We start from the raw sequence: 17,367 nt of genomic DNA on the forward strand, positions 1-17,367 counted from the left end.
CCGTGGCGGAACCATCCGGAACGACCAATCGGGCGGCCCGCATCGAACTGGACCAGCGGGTGGCCCGCGAACTGCGCGACCGGCTACCGCTGGTCGCCGGGCAGACCGTCACCGCGATCACCGGCGAGGTGCCCAGCTACTCCGGCACCCTGACCGGCCAGATGCGGGACAAGATAGAGAACGCGGTGCAGATCGCGCTGGGCACCTTCCTGCAACTGCTCGAACAGTCCCAGACCGCCGACCGTACGCAGGTCAGCGATCCGAGCACCCCGCTGGTCCCGGCGCTGGAGGCCGCGTACGCGCTGGGTAGCGGCGAGGCCCGGTCGGGCCGCAGCGTGGACGCGCTGCTGGCCGCGTACCGGGTGGGTGCCCGGGTCTCCTGGCGGGAGCTGGCCGCCGCCACCGTGGCGACCGGGCTGCCCGCCGCCACGGTCGCCGAGTTCGCCGAGTTGATGTTCGCCTACATCGACGAGTTGTCCGCCGCGAGTGTCGCCGGGCACGCCGACGAGTTGGCGAGCGTGGGCCGGGCCCGGCGGCGGAACCTGGAACGGCTCACCCAGCAGTTGCTCGCCGGTGAGGCGGAGGACGTGCTGCTGCGCAGCGCCGAGCGGGCCGACTGGCCGGTGCCGCAGACCCTCACTGTGGTGCTGCTGCCGCAGGCGAAGCTGCGCGGGGCGCTCGCCCTGCTGGCCGAACACACCCTGGAGAGCAGCGAGGAGCTGCCGGCCGGGGAGCCCGGCGAGGAGACGGCGGTGCTGCTCGTACCGGACATGCACGGCGACCGGCGGCGGCAGCTCGCCCGGGTGCTGCACGGCCGCCGCGCGGTGCTGGGGCCCTGTCGTCCCTGGGCCCGGGTCACTTCCTCGTACCGGCGGGTGGTCCGGGTGGTCGCCCTCGGTATCGCCCAGCCCACCGACGGCGAGCCCCTGGACACCGAGGCGCATCTGGCCGAGTTGCTGCTCAGCGCCGACGTCGAGGCGCTCGCCGACCTGCGCACCAGGGTGCTGCAACCCCTCGCCGCGCTGCCCGCCGCCACCGCCGAGCGGCTCACCGAGACGCTGCGGTCCTGGCTGCTGCACCAGGGACGGCGCGACGACGTCGCCGCCGACCTCTTCGTCCACCCGCAGACCGTGCGCTACCGGATGGGTCAGCTGCGTCAGATCTACGGTGACCGGCTCACCGATCCGCGTAGTCTGCTCGACCTCACGGTCGCGCTCGCGCTGCCCGCCGGCGGCGCGGCCACGGCCACCGGGTGAGCGGTGCCGGCGTCGGCGTCGAGCCGCCGTTCCACCGTCACTCGGAGGGCATCGGGCCGAGCAGGCGGATCTCCTCGACGTCGAGGCGGGCCTGCAACTCCTGCAACACGGTGTCGTCGATCTCCCGCCGGTCACGCATCGCGGTGATCTCACGTCGTTTGTGTTCGAGGGCGGCCAGCCGCAGTTGGCGCTCGACCTCCCGGGCGGTCAACGATTCGTCCTCCGGCTCGGCCTGCATCGCGTTCAGATGACCCGCGTACTCGGCCCGGAGCCGGTGCAGGATCTCCGCCTCCGCACCCACCCGGTCGGCGAGGTCGGGCAACGCGTCGAGGGTGGCCTGGGTGGCGGTCACCTGCGCCTGCCGCGACTCCGCGACCCGTTCCGGGTCGCCGCGCAACCCGGCCCAGGTCAGCAGGAACGGCAGGGTGGTGCCCTGCACCAGCATGGTCACCAGGATCACCGTGGCGACACCAAAGATGATCAGGTCCCGTTCCGGTACCGGGCTGCCGTCCCGCGCGGTCAACGGCACGGCGAGCGCCGCCGCCAGGGAAACGGCCCCTCGGAAACCGGCCCAGCCGGCCACCGTACGCACCCGCCAGTTGACCTGGCGGGCGAGCTGTGACTCGCGCCGATCGAGCCGGGCCACGGCGGCGATCAGGTGCAACCAGAGCATCCGCACCAGCACCAGCACCCCGGCCACCACGAGCGCGATCACGACGGCCCGGCCCAGGGAGACGCTCGTGACGTTCCGCACCGCCCGGGGGATCTGCATGCCCACCAGCACGAAGAGTCCCCCGTTGATGAGGAAGGTGGTCAGGTCCCAGAACGACAGCGCGAGGATCCGGGACCGGGCCCGGATCACCCGAGGGCTGGCGTAGGAGAGCATCAGGCCGGCCACCACCACCGCGAGCACTCCGCTCTCGTGGATGCTGTCGGCGAGGAAGAAGGCGGTGAACGGGGTGAGCACACTCAGTGCGCCCTCTCGCAGCGGGTCGTCGATGCGCTTGCGGATCAGGATCACCACCGTGCCGACCACCATGCCGGCGGCGATGCCACCGAGGAAGGACAGGCCGATCCGCTCGACGAGTTCGAAGGCGCTCGGTGCGGCACCCCCGCCCAGCAGACCGAGCGCGATGGCGAACAGCACCAGGGCGGTGCCGTCGTTGACCAGGCTCTCCGCGCGCAGGGTGGTCAGCAGGCGACGGGGCATCCGCTTGGCCAGCCCGGCCACCGCCGCGGCGTCGGTCGGGGCGAGCACCGCGCCGAGCACCCAGGCCACCGCCGGGTCCACACCGAAGCGCTGCACGACCAGCGACACCGTGACCATCGTGACCCCGACCAGGCCGATCGCCAGCAACGCGATGACCACGATGTTCGCCCTGATCTCCCGCAGGCTGACGACCAGGCTCTCCCGGTAGAGGATCGCCGGCAGGAACAGCAGCAGGACCACCTCGGGCGCGAGGACCACGTGCGAGAACGGGGGCAGCAGCGCCACCAGGGCACCCAGGCAGATGAGCAGCACCGGCGGGGCGACCCGGTAGCGGCCGCCGATGGTGGTGCCGACCACCACGACGACGCCCAGCGTGATGACCAGCAGCAGCTCGCGCACCCCGCCCCCCGTTCGTCGCCCCCCACATGGTGGTACGCCGACGGACCGTCCCGGGCCGATTCGCGCAGGCCGCGAAGCCGGGCTCAGCGGCCGGGACCGGCGCCCAGGTCCTCCTCGATGCGCCTGGCGGTGGCCAGCAACGGCGGCAGCAGCTCCTTGCGGATCATCTCGAACGAGCCGCGGCTGGCGTGGGCGGAGACGTTCACCGCGGCCACCACCGAACCGTTGTCGCCGTGGATCGGCGCGGCCAGTGACCGCAGCCCCTCCTCCAACTCCTGGTCGACCAGGGCGTACCCCTGGCTGGCGATCTTCGTCAGGAGGCCGCGCAGCTTGGCCGGGTCGGTCACGGTGCGTCGGGTCAGCGGGCGTAGCTGCGCCGTGGCGAGATAGTCGTCGAGCCATCGGGCCGGCTGCGCGGCGAGCAGCACCCGACCCATCGACGTCGCGTACGCGGGGAACCGGGTGCCGACACTGATCCCCACCGTCATGATCCGCTTGGTGGGCACCCGGGCGACGTAGACGACCTCGTCGCCGTCGAGCACCGACACGGAGCAGGACTCGTGCACCTGCGCCACCAGCGCCTCCATGTGCGGCTGCGCCACCTCCGGCAGGCTCAGGCTGGACAGGTAGGCGTAGCCGAGGTCGAGGATGCGCGGACGCAGCGAGAACAGCCGCCCGTCGGTGCGTACGTAGCCGAGTTCGACGAGGGTGAGCAGGAAGCGTCGGGCCGCGGCCCGGGTCAGCCCGGTGTGGCGGGCCACCTCGCTGAGGGTGAGCTGCGGGTGTTCGGCGTCGAAGGCCCGGATCACCGCGAGCCCGCGTTCCAGCGACTGGACGAACTCGCCGGGTCGGGCCGTCGCCTCGTCGGTCACCGGCCCTCCTGCCGCAGCGTCTCCTGGGCCACCTTGAACGCCCGGTTCGCCGCCGGGACGCCGGCGTAGACGGCCACCTGGAGCAGCACCTCCTTCACCTCGTCGGGGGTGAGGCCGTTGCGCAGGGCGGCGCGTACGTGCATGGCCAGTTCCTCGTCGTGGTGCAGGGTGGCCAGCACGGCGAGGGTGACGCAGCTGCGGGTCCGTCGGTCCAGCCCTTCCCGGGTCCAGATCTCACCCCAGGCGTAGCGGGTGATCAGGTCCTGGAAGTCGGTGGTGAACTCGTCGGTGCCGGCGACGGCCCGGTCGACGTGCGCGTCGCCGAGCACCTGCCGGCGTACCGCCATGCCGGCCTCGTACCGCTGCTGGTCGGTCATCTGGGCACCACGCCTTCCGGATCGAGGTGTTCCGCGAGCAGTCGGGCGACGGCCTCGGGTTGCTCGACGTTGGCCAGGTGCGCCGCGCCGTCGAGCACCACCAGGCGGGCCGAGGGGATCCGCTCGGCGATGGCGGCGGCCTGCTCCGGCGGGGTCGCCGGATCGTCGGCGGCCCCGATCACCAGCGTCGGGGCGCGCACGGCGGCCAGGTCCGGACGCAGGTCCATCGCGGCGATCGCCTCGCAACAGCCGGCGTACCCGGCGGCGGGTGTGCCCACCAGCATGTTCCGGTACGCGGCGACGGTGTCCGGATTCCTCGCGGCGAAGGCGGGGGTGAACCAGCGTTCGACTATCGCGTCGGCGATGCTGTCCAGCCGACCGGCCCGGACGGTGGCGGCCCGGGCCCGCCAGCCCTCGGCCGGCCCGAGCGACGCGGAGGTGCACAGCAGGGCGAGGCGGTCGATCCGCTCGCCGGCGTGCGCGGCCAGCCACATGCCGACCATCCCGCCGAGGGAGAGGCCGGCGTAGTGGACCCGGGCCACGCCCAGGGCGTCCAGCAGTCGCAGCACCTTCCGGCCGAGCAGGTCGATGGTGTACGGCCCGGCCGGCACCGCGGAACCGCCGTGGCCGAGATGGTCGTAGCGGACCACGCGGTAGCGCTCGGTCAGCGCCGCCACCTGCGGCTGCCACATCGCGCCCGTGGTGCCCAGGGAACTACCGAGCAGCAGCACCGGCGCGTCCGGCGGACCGTCGACGGTGACATGCAGGCCGCCGTTCACCGCTGCGCCTCACGGTCCGGTCCGGCGGTGGCGGCCGGGCCGGACGTCGCCTCACGGTCCGGTCCGGTGGTCGCGGCCGGGCCACGCGTCGCCTCGCGGTGCAGGTCAAGGGCGCGGTCGATGAGCTGCCCGGCGCTGCCGAGCCAGCCGGCCGGGTCGAGGGCGGCGTCGACGTCCGATTCCGACAGGTGGGCGCGCAGGTCCGCCTCGGCCAGCAGCGCCGCCCGGAAGTCGGGCCGGGCGGCGGCACGGCGGACCAGGTCGTGGGCGGCGGCACGGCCGAGGGCCGGTGCCAGCCGGGCGGCGACCGCCTCGGCGAGCAGCAGACCGCCGCTGGCGTCCAGGTTGGCACGCATCCGCCGCGGACGTACGTCGAGGCCGGCGAGCATCCGGGCGGTACGGGCGGTCGCCCCTCCCGCCAGGTGCGTCAGGTCGAGCAGGGGCTCCCATTCGGCGTGCCAGCCGCCGGTGGCCCGCTCGTGTTCCTGGCCGGCGGCGGCGAACAGCGTGCCGACGAGCCCGGGGCCGCGCCGGGCCACGGCGGTGACCAGCACCGAGTCCACCGGGTTGCGCTTGTGCGGCATCGCCGAGGAGCCACCCCGCTCCGCGCCCCCTCGGCCACCTCGCCGACCTCGGTCTGCGCCAGCAGGCCCACGTCGAGGGCGATCTTGCCGGTGGCGGCGAGCAGCCCACCGAGGGCCGCGGCCAGGTCGAGCAGGGGCTGACGGCGGGTGTGCCAGGGCAACGGGCTCACCGCCAGGCCCAGGTGTGCGGCGAACCGGTCGACCATCACCGGCCCGGCCGCGCCGTAGCCGGCGAGGGTGCCCACCGCCCCGCCGAGTTGTGCGGGCAGGTCGGCGCACGCCCGGGTCAGCCGGGTCCGCGCCTCGACCAGGCCGACCAGCCAGCCGGCGGCCTTGAGCCCGAAGGTTGTCGGTGCGGCCTGCTGGCCGAGCGTGCGGGCGGCCATCAGGGTGTCGCGGTGGGTCCGGGCCAGCCGGGCGGCGGCGTCGGCGGCGTCGGCGAGGTGCCGCAGCAGCGGACCGGCGGCGCGGACCGCCACCAGTGACAGGGCGGTGTCGAGCACGTCCTGGCTGGTGGCGCCGTGATGCACCCACGGCCGGGCCGGTTCGGCGACCGCGGCGGTCAGCTCCCGCACCAGCGGGACCACGGGGTTGCCGGCCGCCTCGGCCGCGGCACCGAGCTGCCGGGTCGTACCGCTCGACGCGGCACTGCCGGACGATCTCCTCGGCGGCCTCGGCGGGCAGCAGCCCGACGTCGGCGCCGGCCCGGGCCAGGGCGGCCTCCGCGTCCAGCAGCGCCCGCAGCAGGGCGTGGTCGCCGAGTTCGGCGTCGACGTCGGGGGTGCCGGAGAGCCCGCGCAGCAGTGCCTCAGACGGCGAAGAAGACGGTCTCATGCTCTCCCTGAAGGCGGATGTCGAACTGGAACCCGTCCGTGGCCGGCCGGGCCAGCAGCGTGTCACGCCGCTGCGGGTCGACGGTACGCAGCACCGGGTCGGTGGCGTTGGCCGCCTCGCCGGAGAAGTAGACCCGGGTGACGAGGCGGTGCAGCAGCCCTCGGCCGAACACCGACAGGGTCAGGTGCGGTGCCTCGGTGTCGCCGTCGAAGGTGGGCAGCGGCCCCGGCTTGACGATGTGCAACGCGTACCGGCCCTCGGTGTCGGTCTCGGACCGGCCGAAACCCCGGAACCCGGGGACCGCCGACGGCCGGGCGCCACGCGGATCGTCGGGGTGGTCGAAGCGCCCGTCGGGGTCGGCCTGCCAGCTCTCCACCATCGCGTCGACCACGGCCGCGCCGGTGCCGTCGACAATCCGGCCCCGCAGCCAGAACGCCCCCGGCGTGCCCTCCGGCACCACGTACGGCCCGTCCGGCCAGCTCAGCCCGATGTGCAGGTACGGCCCGACGGTCTGGGCGGGCGTGACGCCCAGCGACTCACTCATCGTCGTCCTCGTCCTCGAACACGGTGGCCTCACGGCCCCGCAGCACGATGTCGAACTCGTAGGCCAGCGCCCACTCGGGGCGGGTCGCGGCGTGGTCGTAGCGGGCCACCATCCGCTGTCTGGCCCGCTCGTCGCGGACCGAGTTGAAGATCGGATCCTGGGAGAACAGCGGATCGCCCGGGAAGTACATCTGGGTCACCAGCCGCTGGGTGAACGCCCGGCCGAAGAGGGAGAAGTGGATGTGCGCGGGCCGCCAGGCGTTGTCGTGGTTACGCCACGGGTAGGCGCCAGGCTGCACGGTGACGAAGTGGTACCGCCCGTCGGCGTCGGTCAGGGCCCGCCCGACGCCGGTGAAGTTCGGGTCCAGCGGCGCCGGCCAGGTGTCGGCGGCGTGCCGGTAGCGGCCGGCGGCGTTGGCCTGCCAGATCTCGACCAGGGTGTGCGGCACCGCGCAGCCGTCGCCGTCGACGACCCGGCCGTGCACGATGATCCGCTGCCCGAGCGGCTCACCGTCGTGCTGGCGGGTCAGGTCGTGGTCCAGTTCGCCGAGGCGGCCCTCGCCGAGCAGCGGGCCGGTGACCTCGGTGAGCCGCTGCGGCAGGTAGGTCAACGGCTGCTGCGGTGCCCGCGCCACGGTCGAGCGGTAGCCGGGACTCAGCAGCGGCGGATGGGCGTCGACGTCGTCGCGTCGGTAGCTCGGCAGGATCAGTTTCCGCTCGGCGTCGTGGGTCACGGCCGCTCCTCCCCGTCAGTCGTTCCGAGTATCCGCGCCCCGAAGGAGCCGAGCGTAAGCCGGAGGGTGATCACGTCTCCCCCGGTGGCCGGACTGCGCCAGTTCACGCCGCCGCCCGCATGGTCGCTTCGAGGGCGCGCAGCACGGCGAGTTCCTCGGCGGTGGGTGGCTCGACGGTGCTCAGATCCCGGGCGACGGCGAGCGGCCAGCCGGTGGCCTCGCGGGCCCGCTCGACGGTCACGCCCGGATGCAGCCGGGTGAGGGTGAGTTCGCAGCTGTCCGGGTCGGCCTCGAGGATGCCGAGGTCGGTGATGACGGTACGGGGTCCACCGCCGCGCAGGCCGAGCCGGGCCCGGTCGCCGGGGCCGGCGCCATAGCCGACCGAGGTGACGAAGTCGACGCGTTCGGTGAAGGTACGTCGGCTCTGCCGGACGATCACCACCACCTCGCCGCAGGAGGCGGCGATCTCGGGAGCGCCACCGGCACCGGGCAGGCGCACCTTCGGGTCGGTGTAGTCGCCACCGATGACCGTGGTGTTGATGTTGCCGTACCGGTCGAGCTGCGCGGCGCCGAGGAAGCCGACGTCGATGCGCCCGGGTTGCAGCCAGTAGTTGAACACCTCGGGCACCGGGATCACCGCGTCGGCGGTGTCGGCCAGGACACCATCACCGATGGACAGCGGTAGCCGGTCGGGCTTGGCACCGAGACAACCGGACTCGTAGATCAGCACCAGTTCGGGCGCGTGGGTGGCGCGGGCCAGGTTCGCCGCGGTGCTGGGCAGGCCGATCCCGACGAAGCAGGCGGTGCCGTCGCGCAGCTGTCGGGCGGCCGCCACCGTCATCATCTCGTCGGCGGTGTACTGACGCTCGCTCATGCCTGCACCTCCGCCTTGTGCACGTGCTGGTCGATCCACCGCTGGAACGTGTCCCGGTCCCGGCTGATCTCGTCCCAGGCCACGTAGAAGGCGTTGTCCCGCACCGAGTAGCCCTGGGCGTAGGAGGGATGGGCGCCGCCGGGAACGTGCGCCACGGCGGTCACCGCCCAGCCCGGCAGCACGACCTGGCCCGGTACCGGGGTCAGCTCGTCGACGATCTCCTCGACGGTGACCAGGGACCGGCGGGCGGCCAGTAGCGCCTCCTTCTGCACGCCGGTGATGCCCCACATCTGCACGTTGCCGGCGCGGTCGGCGCGCTGGGCGTGCACCACCGTCACGTCGGGGTTCAGCGCGGGGACCGCGGTCAGCGTCTCCCCGGTGAACGGGCAGTCGATGCTGCGGATGTTGCCGGTGTGCCGGGGCAGGTCGGTGCCGGTGTAGCCACGCAGCACGGCGAAGGGCAGGCCGGAGGCACCGGCGACGTAGCGGTTGGCCATCCCGGCGTGGCTGTGTTCCTCCAACTCGAGCGGGACGGGCCAGGAGTTCTGTACGGCGTCGCGGAAGCGGTGCAGGGAGCCCACGCCGGGGTTACCGCCCCAGGAGAAGACCAGGCGGCGGGCGCAGCCGGAGCCGATGAGCTGGTCGTAGATGACGTCGGGGGTCATCCGCACCAGGGTCAGGTCGCGCCGCTCCTGCCGGATGATCTCGTGGCCGGCGGCGAACGGGATCAGGTGGGTGAATCCCTCCAGGGCCACCGTGTCCCCGTCGCGGACCAGCTCCGCGACGCCGTCGGCAAGCGAGACGAGCTTCGCCATGAGCCTCCCTGCCTCCTGTGTCGAAAGCCTACCGACATGTGTTCGGTATGCGGACCGGCGTACTTATCTCGAACGTAATCGGCATCGGTGACGTTCGTCAACGAGTCCCGGGGCGACCCGCCCCCGGGCCCGCCCCGATTGCAGAAATGTTGCGGCGATCCGTTGACGCGGATCGGGTACCGTGCAAATGTCCTTGATGAGAACGCTTGTTCGGCAGGCGAACAAGCGACGCGCGACCGGCCCGGGTCACCGCCGGGGCCGCCGCACGTGTCAGGCGTGGCCGGACCATCCGCCAGCCACCCGCCCGTGGCTGTCCCACCTGCGGCGCAAGGAGGATCACCATGCCCCTGCTCGACACCGACACCTGGCACGGCCGGATCTACAGCGACGGCTGGGTACGGTCGGCCGGCGGCACCGCTGCCGTCCGCGCTCCAGCCACCGGCGAGGAGATCGGCCAGATCGGCGTGGCGGACGCCGACGACGTCGCGCGGGCCAGCATCCGGGCCGCCGCCGCGCAGCGGGCCTGGGCCGCCACCAGCTACACCGAGCGGGCCGCCGTGCTGCGCCGGGCCGGTGCGTTGTGGGAGCAGCACGCCGCCGAGGTCGGCGACTGGGTGGTCCGCGAGTCCGGGTCGATCCCGCCGAAGGGCGACCTGGAGACCGGCACCGCCGCGCAGGAGTGCTACGAGGCCGCGACGCTGCCCTCACAGTCGCTCGGTGAGATCATCCCGAGCGCTCAGCCCCGACTGAGCCTGGCCCGCCGGCTGCCCGTCGGCGTGGTGGGCGTCATCTCGCCGTTCAACGCTCCGCTGATCCTGGCGATCCGCTCGGTCGCCCCGGCGCTGGCGCTGGGCAACGCGGTGGTGCTCAAGCCGGACCTGCGTACGGCGGTCTGCGGTGGGCTGTCCATCGCCCGGGTCTTCGAGGAGGCGGGGCTGCCCGAGGGACTGCTGCACGTGCTGCCGGGCGGAGTCGCCACCGGCGAGGCGCTGGTGGCCGACCCACGGGTACGGGTGATCAGCTTCACCGGGTCGTCCGCTGCGGGCCGCAAGGTCGGTGCGGCCGCCGCCCGGCACCTGAAGCGGGCGCATCTGGAGCTGGGCGGCAACTCCGCCCTGGTGGTGCTCGACGACGCGGACCTCGACCTCGCCGTCTCGGCCGGGGCCTGGGGTTCCTTCCTGCACCAGGGGCAGATCTGCATGACCACCGGCCGGCACCTGGTGCACGAGAGCCTCGCCGAGCGGTACGTCACCGAGCTGGCCGCCAAGGCCGACCACCTGCCGGTCGGCGACCCCGCCAAGGAGCAGGTGGCGCTCGGGCCGATCATCGACGAGACACAACGCGACAAGATTCACTCGCTGGTCACGTCGAGCGTGGACGCGGGCGCCCGGTTGGCCGCCGGCGGCAGCTACGACGGGTTGTTCTACCGGCCCACCGTGCTCGCCGACGTCACCCCGGACACCCCGGCGTACGCGCAGGAGGTCTTCGGCCCGGTCGCCCCGGTGCTCAGCTTCTCCGACCTGGACGAGGCGGCGGCACTCGCCGGCGCCAGCGAGTACGGCCTGTCGCTGGGCATCCTCAGCCGCGACGTGATGAAGGCGATGGCGTTGGCCGAGCGCATCCCCAGCGGCATCGTGCACATCAACGACCAGACCGTCAGCGACGAGGCGGTGGCGCCGTTCGGCGGGGTCGGCGCCTCCGGCACCGGCTCCCGGTTCGGTGGGCCGGCGGCGAACATCGAGGCGTTCACCGAGACGCAGTGGCTCACCGTGCAGGGTGACATCACCCGCTACCCGTTCTAGGCCCCCAAGGAGGCATGGATGCGTACCCAGGTCGGCATCATCGGAGCGGGACCGGCCGGTCTCATGCTGTCGCACCTGCTGCACCGGCACGGCATCGACTCGGTGGTGCTGGAGAGCCGCAGCCGGAAGTACGTGGAGCAACGGCTACGCGCGGGCGTGCTCGAACAGGGCTCGGTCGACCTGCTGCGCGACACCGGCCTGGGGGCCCGCCTGGACCGGGAAGGGCTGCGGCACGAGGGCATCGAGCTGCGCTTCGACGGCGAGTCGCACCGGGTGCCGATGACCGAGCTGACCGGCCGGGCGATCACCGTGTACGGCCAGCAGGAGGTGGTCAAGGACATGATCGCCGCCCGGCTGGCGGCCGGCGGGACGATCCTGTTCGAGGCACCCGCCGACCGGTTGTCCGGACTGGACACCGCCCCGGTGATCCATTTTCGGCACCAGGGCCGGGCCGAGGAGCTGCACTGCGACTTCGTCGTCGGCTGCGACGGCTACCACGGGATCAGTCGGCCGGCCGTGCCCGAGGGGGTGCTGACCACCTACGAGCGCACCTATCCGTTCGCCTGGCTGGGCGTCCTCGCCGCCGCCCCGCCTGCCGTGGAGGAGCTGATCTACGCCCACCACGAACGCGGTTTCGCCCTGTACAGCATGCGCTCGCCGCAGATCTCCCGGCTGTACCTCCAGGTGCCGGCCGACGAGGACATCGCCGACTGGCCGGACGAGCGGATCTGGGCCGAGTTGCGTACCCGGTTGGAGACGGTGCCGAACTGGACGCTCAACGAGGGTCCGGTGCTGGAGAAGTCGATCACTCCGCTGCGCAGCCTGGTGGTCGAGCCGATGCAGTGGCAGCGGCTGTACCTGGCCGGCGACGCGGTGCACATCGTGCCGCCGACCGGGGCCAAGGGCATGAACCTGGCGCTTGCCGACGTCGCGCTGCTCGGTGACGCCTTCGCCGCCTGGTACGCCGACGGCAGCACCGACCTGCTGGACGGCTACTCGCGTACCGCGCTGCGCCGGGTGTGGCGGGCACAGCAGTTCTCCTGGTGGATGACCTCGATGCTGCACCGGCTCAACGCCGACGACCCGTACGAGGCGAAGCTCCAGTCGGCAACCCTGCGCTACGTCACCACCTCCCCGGCGTACGCGACAAGCCTCGCGGAGAACTACGTCGGCCTGCCCGAGGTCTGAACGCCGGAGGCGACGGAGGTCAGCGCTTGCGCGCGAGGATGAGCCGGAACCGTGGGCTGCCGCCGGGGTGCTGACCCAGACCGGTCAGGGCGGTGTCGGTCACGGTGAAGCCGACCGCCGTCAGGTCGTCACGCAGCGCCGACAGGCTGGTGGTGTGGTAGTACATCACGAACGGTGGACGCCACACGGCGTTGCGGACCCGCATGGTCAGGTCGAACCCGCGGGTGACCCAGTGCGAGACCGAGGTACGCGGCGACGGCGTGCCGATCGGAATGGCGAACAGCCCACCCGGCCGCAGCGCCCGGTGGACCCCGGCGAAGAGCGTGGGCCGCTCCTCCGGCAGGAAATGCCCGAGCGCGCCGGCGCTGACCGCGAGATCGAACCCCTCGGTGAACGGCAGGGCCCGAGCGTCGGCCCGCACCCAGCTGGCGTCCGGGAATGCGCGGCGCGCCTGCGCGAGCATCCCGGCGCTGAAGTCCACGCCCGTGATCCGATCCCGACACAGGGAGCTGAGGACCTGCATTCCCGCGCCGGTGCCGCAGCACACGTCAAGCCCGTGGTCGAACGACCCGACGTCGGACAGCGCTTGCGTGGTCGCGCGGAGAACGCTGTCCGGCGTACGGAACGGCGTGTGATCGAACTTCGGCGCCAGGAGGTCGTAGCCACGCTCCACCGAGGAGAGCGCCTGGACGCACAGCTCCCGTAGCGACGGGCCGTGAGGCGAGAACACCGGCCGAGGGTACCTCCCGGACCGCCGGCACCCGGCCGACGTCGGGGCGAGTCGGCCGCGAGCGGACGATCGCGCGGAGTCGCCGGTCGCGGGAACCAGCACGGTCCGTCGTCCGACTAGGTGATCGAGCGGCGGGCATCCGGGCGACGGCCGGCAGTACTGACCCGAAGGGCACGGGCCAGGTCCGCAGCATGACCTCCTCACCCGATCGGAACACGCATGTCTCTGACCGAATTGTCCGGCGAGTCCGCGCCGGAGTCCCTCCCCGGCCCGGTACCCGCGGCGCCCGCCCGATCATCACGACGCGCCGCGCCGCTGGCGGCGTTGCTGCTGCGTCTGCACTTCTACGCCGGGGTCCTGATCGCCCCGTTCCTGGTGGTCGCCGCGCTGACCGGCCTGGCGTACACCGTCACGCCGCAGCTGGATCAGCTTCTCTACGGCGACCAGCTCACCGTCGCCAGCGTCGGCGACCAGCCCCGACCGCTGGCCGAGCAGGTGGCCGCCGCCCGGACCGCCCACCCCGACGGCGACCTGGTGACGGTCGCGCCGGGCGCGGGCGACCAGACGACCCGGGTGGTCTTCGCACTGGAGGAGTTGGGCGAGAAGCAGCACACCGTCTACGTCGACCCGTACACGGGCGCGGTACAGGGGCAGCTCACCACCTGGTTCGGCTCCACCCCGGCCACCACCTGGCTCGACGACCTGCACCGCAACCTGCACCTGGGCGACCTCGGACGGCACTATTCCGAGATCGCCGCCAGTTGGCTCTGGGTGCTGGCGCTCGGCGGGGTCATCCTGTGGTGGCGTCGCCGGCAGAACGGACGCGCTCGCGCCAAGCACCTGCTGGTGCCGGACCTCTCCACCAGCAGGGGCGTCCGGCGGACCCGGGGCTGGCACGCCACCACAGGCGTCTGGCTCACCATCGGCCTGCTGTTCCTCGCCGCCACCGGGCTAACCTGGTCCCGCTTCGCCGGTGCGAACTTCGGCGCCGGGTTGGACGCGCTCGACGCCCGCAGGCCGGTGCTGTCCACCACGTTGGACGGTGCGCCGAGCCCTGGTGGCGGCGAGCACCAGCACGGCGGCGCGGCACCGTCGGCGGCAGCCGATCCGGCCACCTTCGACCAGGTCCTGGCGGTGGCCCGCGACGCGGGCCTGTCCGGGCCGGTCGAGATCAGCCCGGGCACGCCCGGCACCGCCTGGGCGGTAGCCCAGACCGACAACACCTGGCCGGTACGGCTGGACCAGGTCGCCGTCGACCCGGGCACCAACACGGTGACCGCCCGCAACGACTACGCCGACTGGTCCCTGCTGGCCAAGCTCAGCGCCCTCGGCGTACAGGCTCACATGGGACTGCTCTTCGGCGTGCTCAACCAGATCCTGCTGGCAGCGCTGGCCGTCGGTCTGCTCTGCGTCATCGTGTGGGGCTACCGGATGTGGTGGCAGCGCCGCCCGACCCGGGCCGACCGGCGGTCCCCGGTGGGCGCGCCACCGGCGCGTGGTGGCCTGCGCGGGCTGCCGTGGTGGGTGGTGCTGCTCGGCGTGCCGGTGGCCGTCGCGGTCGGCTGGGCGCTGCCCTGGTTCGGCATCCCGCTGCTCGGCTTCCTCGTGGCCGACGTCGTCGTCGGCGTGTTCGCCCGCCGACGTGCCGGCCGCCGAGGCGATCCCGCCCCGACCTCGGCCGGGTGACCTCGATGCCGTTCCGGCGGGACGCTCGCCCTCCGGACGTCGACGTTCCGCCGGAACGGTGTCGATCGTGGATTCACCCGCTTCGGGGCATGGCGCGCGGCGGCGTTACGGGGTAGAAACATCTCGTCCCCGTTTCTTCACACCGTGATACAAGTCAGCCTGATGAGAGAGCGCTCTCACACGCCCTGGTCCATCGTGTCGTCGGGTCCGCCATCGACCGGCCCGACGGGAAGGACGAACGCATGCCGACCCCACCACCACAGCGGCGACTCGGTCGAGCACTGGCCTTCGGGCTGGTGCTGACCACCGCCGCGGTCGCCACGAACACCCCGGTCAGCGCGGGCCCGCCCCGACCGACCGGCCCCACCTTCGGTCCCAACGTCACGATCTTCGACCCGAGCATGCCGGTCAGCCAGATCCAGGCGACCCTCGACGCGGCGCACGCCGCACAGGTCGACAACGAGATGGGCACCACCCGGCACGCCTACCTGTTCCGGCCCGGCCACTACGGCACGGCCGACCAGCCACTCCAGATCAAGGTGGGCTACTACACCGAGATCTCCGGCCTCGGGGCCTCCCCCACCGACGTGGTCATCAACGGCAAGGTCGAGGCGTACAACCGGTGCCTCACCGAGGGCGGCACCGCCAACTGCATCGCGCTGGTCAACTTCTGGCGCACGCTGAGCAACCTGTCGCTGCGGATCAACGCCGCCGGCCAGGACGACTGCCGTGCCTCGGCGAACTTCTGGGCGGTGTCCCAGGCGGTGTCGATGCGTCGGCTCGACATCAGCGGCGGCGGCCTGTCGCTGATGGACTACTGCACCAACGGGCCGCAGTACGCAAGTGGCGGCTTCATCGCCGACTCCCGGCTGCCGGCCACCACGAACGGCTCGCAGCAGCAGTGGCTGACCCGCAACAGCGAGGTCGAGAGCTGGTCCAACGCCGTGTGGAACCAGGTGTTCGCCGGGGTGGTCGGCGCGCCCGACGACGCCGGGTTCCCCGACCCGCCGTACACCACGCTGGACACCACCCCGCTGAGCCGGGAGAAGCCGTACCTGTTCGTCGACGCCAGGGGCAAGTACCAGGTCCGGGTGCCGGCCGTACGCCGGGACACGCGCGGCATCACCTGGGGTGACCGGATGACGCCGGGGCGGACCATCCCGATCAGCGACTTCTTCGTCGCCCGGCCGTCCGACCCGGTGCACGTCATCAACCGGGAACTCGCCCGGGGCCGGCACCTGCTGCTCACCCCCGGGGTATACGACGTGGCCCGCAGCATCGAGGTCCGCCGGCCCGACACGATCGTGCTCGGCATCGGGCACGCCACCCTGACCGCGGTCAACGGCGCGGTACCGCTCGACGTCGCCGGGGTGCCCGGCGTGGTCGTCGCCGGGGTCACCATCGACGCGGGCCTGAAGGAATCACCGGTGCTGCTGCGGGTCGGCCGCAAGCACGGCCGCAACCACAGCACCCCGCGCAACCCGATCACGCTGTCCGACGTGTACTTCCGGGTCGGCGGACCGCACATCGGCAAGACGGACACCGCCCTGGAGGTCAACAGCGACCACGTGCTGATCGACCACACCTGGGTGTGGCGGGGCGACCACGGTGTCGAGGGCTTCACCGAAGGCGTCAACGGCGACACCGACCGCTGGCGGACCAACACCGGTCGCTACGGCGTCGTCGTCAACGGCGACCACGTCACCGCCACCGGCCTGTTCGTCGAGCACTTCCAGCGGTACAACACCGTGTGGAACGGTGAGCACGGCACCACGATCCTCTACCAGAACGAGCTGCCCTACGACCCGCCAACCCAGGCGGACTGGCACAACGGCACGGTCAACGGATGGGCCGGCTACAAGGTCGGCGACCGGGTCCGCCACCACACCCTGCACGGTGGCGGGGTGTACGTGTTCAACCAGAACAACCCGTCGATCCGCACCGAGAACGGCTTCGAGGTGCCGGTACGCCCCGGCATCCGGCTGCACCACATCATGACGGTGAACCTCAGCGCCGGCACCATCGACCACGTGGTCAACGGCGTCGGCGAGGCGGCCGGCATGGACCGGGTCGGCGCTCCGGTCTACCTGGAGCAGTACCCGTAGCACCACCGGCGGGGGCCGGCGGCTCGCCGGTCCCCGCCGACGCGGTTCAGTCCACCACCGGGCTGCGGCGTTCCAGCAGGACGACGTCGCGCCAGCGGCCGTGGTGGCGGCCCACCCGCTCGCGGGTGCCGACCACCCGGAAACCGGCCCGCCGGTGCAGCGCCAGGCTGGCGGTGTTCTCCGGGAAGACACCGGACTGGATCGTCCAGATGCCCGCCGCGTCGGTCGACTCGATAAGCGCGTCGAGCAGCAGCCGGGCCACTCCCCGCCCCTGCGCGGCCGGGTCGACGTAGACGGAGTGCTCCACCACCCCGGCGTAGACCGCCCGCGCTGAGGTGGGCGACACGGCGATCCACCCAATGACCGGCCCGTCCCCGTCGACCGCGACCAGCCGGTGCGCCGGCAGCCGGCCGGCGTCGAAGTCGCCCCAGGTCGGTGCGACGATCTCGAAGCTCGCGTTCCCGCCGTCCAGCCCGGCCTGGTAGATCGCCAGTACCCGTTCGGCGTCGTCCGCCGTCATCGGGCGCAGCCGCACCTCGCCCCCCGCCGGCTCGTCTCGGATCATGGGCGAATCGTAGG

17 protein-coding genes are annotated in these 17,367 nt (G+C 72.6%); 5 read left to right on the forward strand and 12 right to left on the reverse strand.

From position 1 onward, the window contains the following. The first annotated feature begins 2 nt into the window (after window positions 1–2). Window positions 3–1,256: a PucR family transcriptional regulator gene (locus ENC19_RS10805; RefSeq protein ID WP_164447048.1), complete on the forward strand. Its 1,254-nt coding sequence runs from the start codon at window positions 3–5 to the stop codon at window positions 1,254–1,256. A gap of 37 nt (window positions 1,257–1,293) precedes the next feature. Here the strand turns inward: ENC19_RS10805 and ENC19_RS10810 are convergent, their stop codons facing one another. The 10 genes from ENC19_RS10810 to ENC19_RS10850 form a co-directional block, all read right to left on the reverse strand. Beyond that, window positions 1,294–2,865, reverse strand: a complete 1,572-nt coding sequence (locus tag ENC19_RS10810) for a Na+/H+ antiporter (RefSeq protein ID WP_216592402.1) — start codon at window positions 2,863–2,865, stop codon at window positions 1,294–1,296. An 83-nt stretch (window positions 2,866–2,948) separates the two neighbouring features. Then, window positions 2,949–3,737 (reverse strand): IclR family transcriptional regulator, encoded by a 789-nt coding sequence (locus ENC19_RS10815; RefSeq protein ID WP_164447049.1) that lies wholly within the window; start codon window positions 3,735–3,737, stop codon window positions 2,949–2,951. Continuing rightward, a complete protein-coding gene (gene pcaC / locus ENC19_RS10820; RefSeq protein ID WP_164447050.1) occupies window positions 3,734–4,114 on the reverse strand; it encodes a 4-carboxymuconolactone decarboxylase in 381 nt (126 codons plus the stop codon). The genes ENC19_RS10815 and pcaC overlap by 4 nt, the downstream gene beginning before the upstream one ends. Next, window positions 4,111–4,893, reverse strand: coding sequence for a 3-oxoadipate enol-lactonase (gene pcaD / locus ENC19_RS10825; RefSeq protein WP_164447051.1), 783 nt, complete (start codon window positions 4,891–4,893; stop codon window positions 4,111–4,113). The genes pcaC and pcaD overlap by 4 nt, the downstream gene beginning before the upstream one ends. Next, window positions 4,890–5,282: a lyase family protein gene (locus ENC19_RS30935; protein ID WP_328824237.1), complete on the reverse strand. Its 393-nt coding sequence runs from the start codon at window positions 5,280–5,282 to the stop codon at window positions 4,890–4,892. The genes pcaD and ENC19_RS30935 overlap by 4 nt, the downstream gene beginning before the upstream one ends. Before the next feature lie 38 nt (window positions 5,283–5,320). Next, window positions 5,321–6,052: a lyase family protein gene (locus tag ENC19_RS30095; protein WP_328824215.1), complete on the reverse strand. Its 732-nt coding sequence runs from the start codon at window positions 6,050–6,052 to the stop codon at window positions 5,321–5,323. A 233-nt stretch (window positions 6,053–6,285) separates the two neighbouring features. Continuing rightward, window positions 6,286–6,855: a protocatechuate 3,4-dioxygenase subunit alpha gene (pcaG, locus tag ENC19_RS10835; protein ID WP_164447052.1), complete on the reverse strand. Its 570-nt coding sequence runs from the start codon at window positions 6,853–6,855 to the stop codon at window positions 6,286–6,288. Then, window positions 6,848–7,588 (reverse strand): protocatechuate 3,4-dioxygenase subunit beta, encoded by a 741-nt coding sequence (gene pcaH, locus ENC19_RS10840; RefSeq protein WP_164447053.1) that lies wholly within the window; start codon window positions 7,586–7,588, stop codon window positions 6,848–6,850. Before pcaH ends, pcaG begins: the two co-directional genes overlap by 8 nt. A gap of 103 nt (window positions 7,589–7,691) precedes the next feature. After that, entirely contained in the window at window positions 7,692–8,462 is a 771-nt protein-coding gene (locus tag ENC19_RS10845; protein ID WP_164447054.1) for a CoA-transferase subunit beta, read from the reverse strand. After that, window positions 8,459–9,277 (reverse strand): CoA transferase subunit A, encoded by an 819-nt coding sequence (locus ENC19_RS10850; protein ID WP_164447055.1) that lies wholly within the window; start codon window positions 9,275–9,277, stop codon window positions 8,459–8,461. The genes ENC19_RS10845 and ENC19_RS10850 overlap by 4 nt, the downstream gene beginning before the upstream one ends. 341 nt (window positions 9,278–9,618) lie before the next feature. Here ENC19_RS10850 and ENC19_RS10855 point away from each other — a divergent pair, with 341 nt between their 5' ends. Together ENC19_RS10855 and ENC19_RS10860 are read left to right on the forward strand one after the other, a co-directional pair. Beyond that, entirely contained in the window at window positions 9,619–11,079 is a 1,461-nt protein-coding gene (locus ENC19_RS10855) for a benzaldehyde dehydrogenase (protein WP_164447056.1), read from the forward strand. Window positions 11,080–11,097: 18 nt separating this feature from the next. Continuing rightward, on the forward strand, window positions 11,098–12,267 hold the full coding sequence (locus ENC19_RS10860) for a 4-hydroxybenzoate 3-monooxygenase (protein ID WP_164447057.1): 1,170 nt from the start codon (window positions 11,098–11,100) through the stop codon (window positions 12,265–12,267). A 19-nt stretch (window positions 12,268–12,286) separates the two neighbouring features. Here the strand turns inward: ENC19_RS10860 and ENC19_RS10865 are convergent, their stop codons facing one another. After that, a complete protein-coding gene (locus tag ENC19_RS10865; RefSeq protein ID WP_164447058.1) occupies window positions 12,287–12,997 on the reverse strand; it encodes a class I SAM-dependent methyltransferase in 711 nt (236 codons plus the stop codon). Between the two features lie 219 nt (window positions 12,998–13,216). Between ENC19_RS10865 and ENC19_RS10870 the strand changes: the two genes are divergently transcribed. Both ENC19_RS10870 and ENC19_RS10875 read left to right on the forward strand, forming a co-directional pair. After that, entirely contained in the window at window positions 13,217–14,683 is a 1,467-nt protein-coding gene (locus ENC19_RS10870; protein ID WP_164447059.1) for a PepSY-associated TM helix domain-containing protein, read from the forward strand. A 242-nt stretch (window positions 14,684–14,925) separates the two neighbouring features. After that, the gene (locus tag ENC19_RS10875) at window positions 14,926–16,788 is read left to right on the forward strand and encodes an adenylyl cyclase (RefSeq protein WP_164447060.1); all 1,863 of its coding nucleotides are present in this window, start codon (window positions 14,926–14,928) and stop codon (window positions 16,786–16,788) included. A 46-nt stretch (window positions 16,789–16,834) separates the two neighbouring features. On the opposite strand, the gene ENC19_RS10880 is transcribed toward ENC19_RS10875, so the two are convergent. Next, on the reverse strand, window positions 16,835–17,353 hold the full coding sequence (locus ENC19_RS10880) for a GNAT family N-acetyltransferase (RefSeq protein ID WP_164447061.1): 519 nt from the start codon (window positions 17,351–17,353) through the stop codon (window positions 16,835–16,837). Window positions 17,354–17,367 lie beyond the last annotated feature (14 nt).

It is taken from the genome of Verrucosispora sioxanthis (genome assembly GCF_010560025.1).
Lineage (GTDB): Bacteria > Actinomycetota > Actinomycetes > Mycobacteriales > Micromonosporaceae > Micromonospora > Micromonospora palythoicola.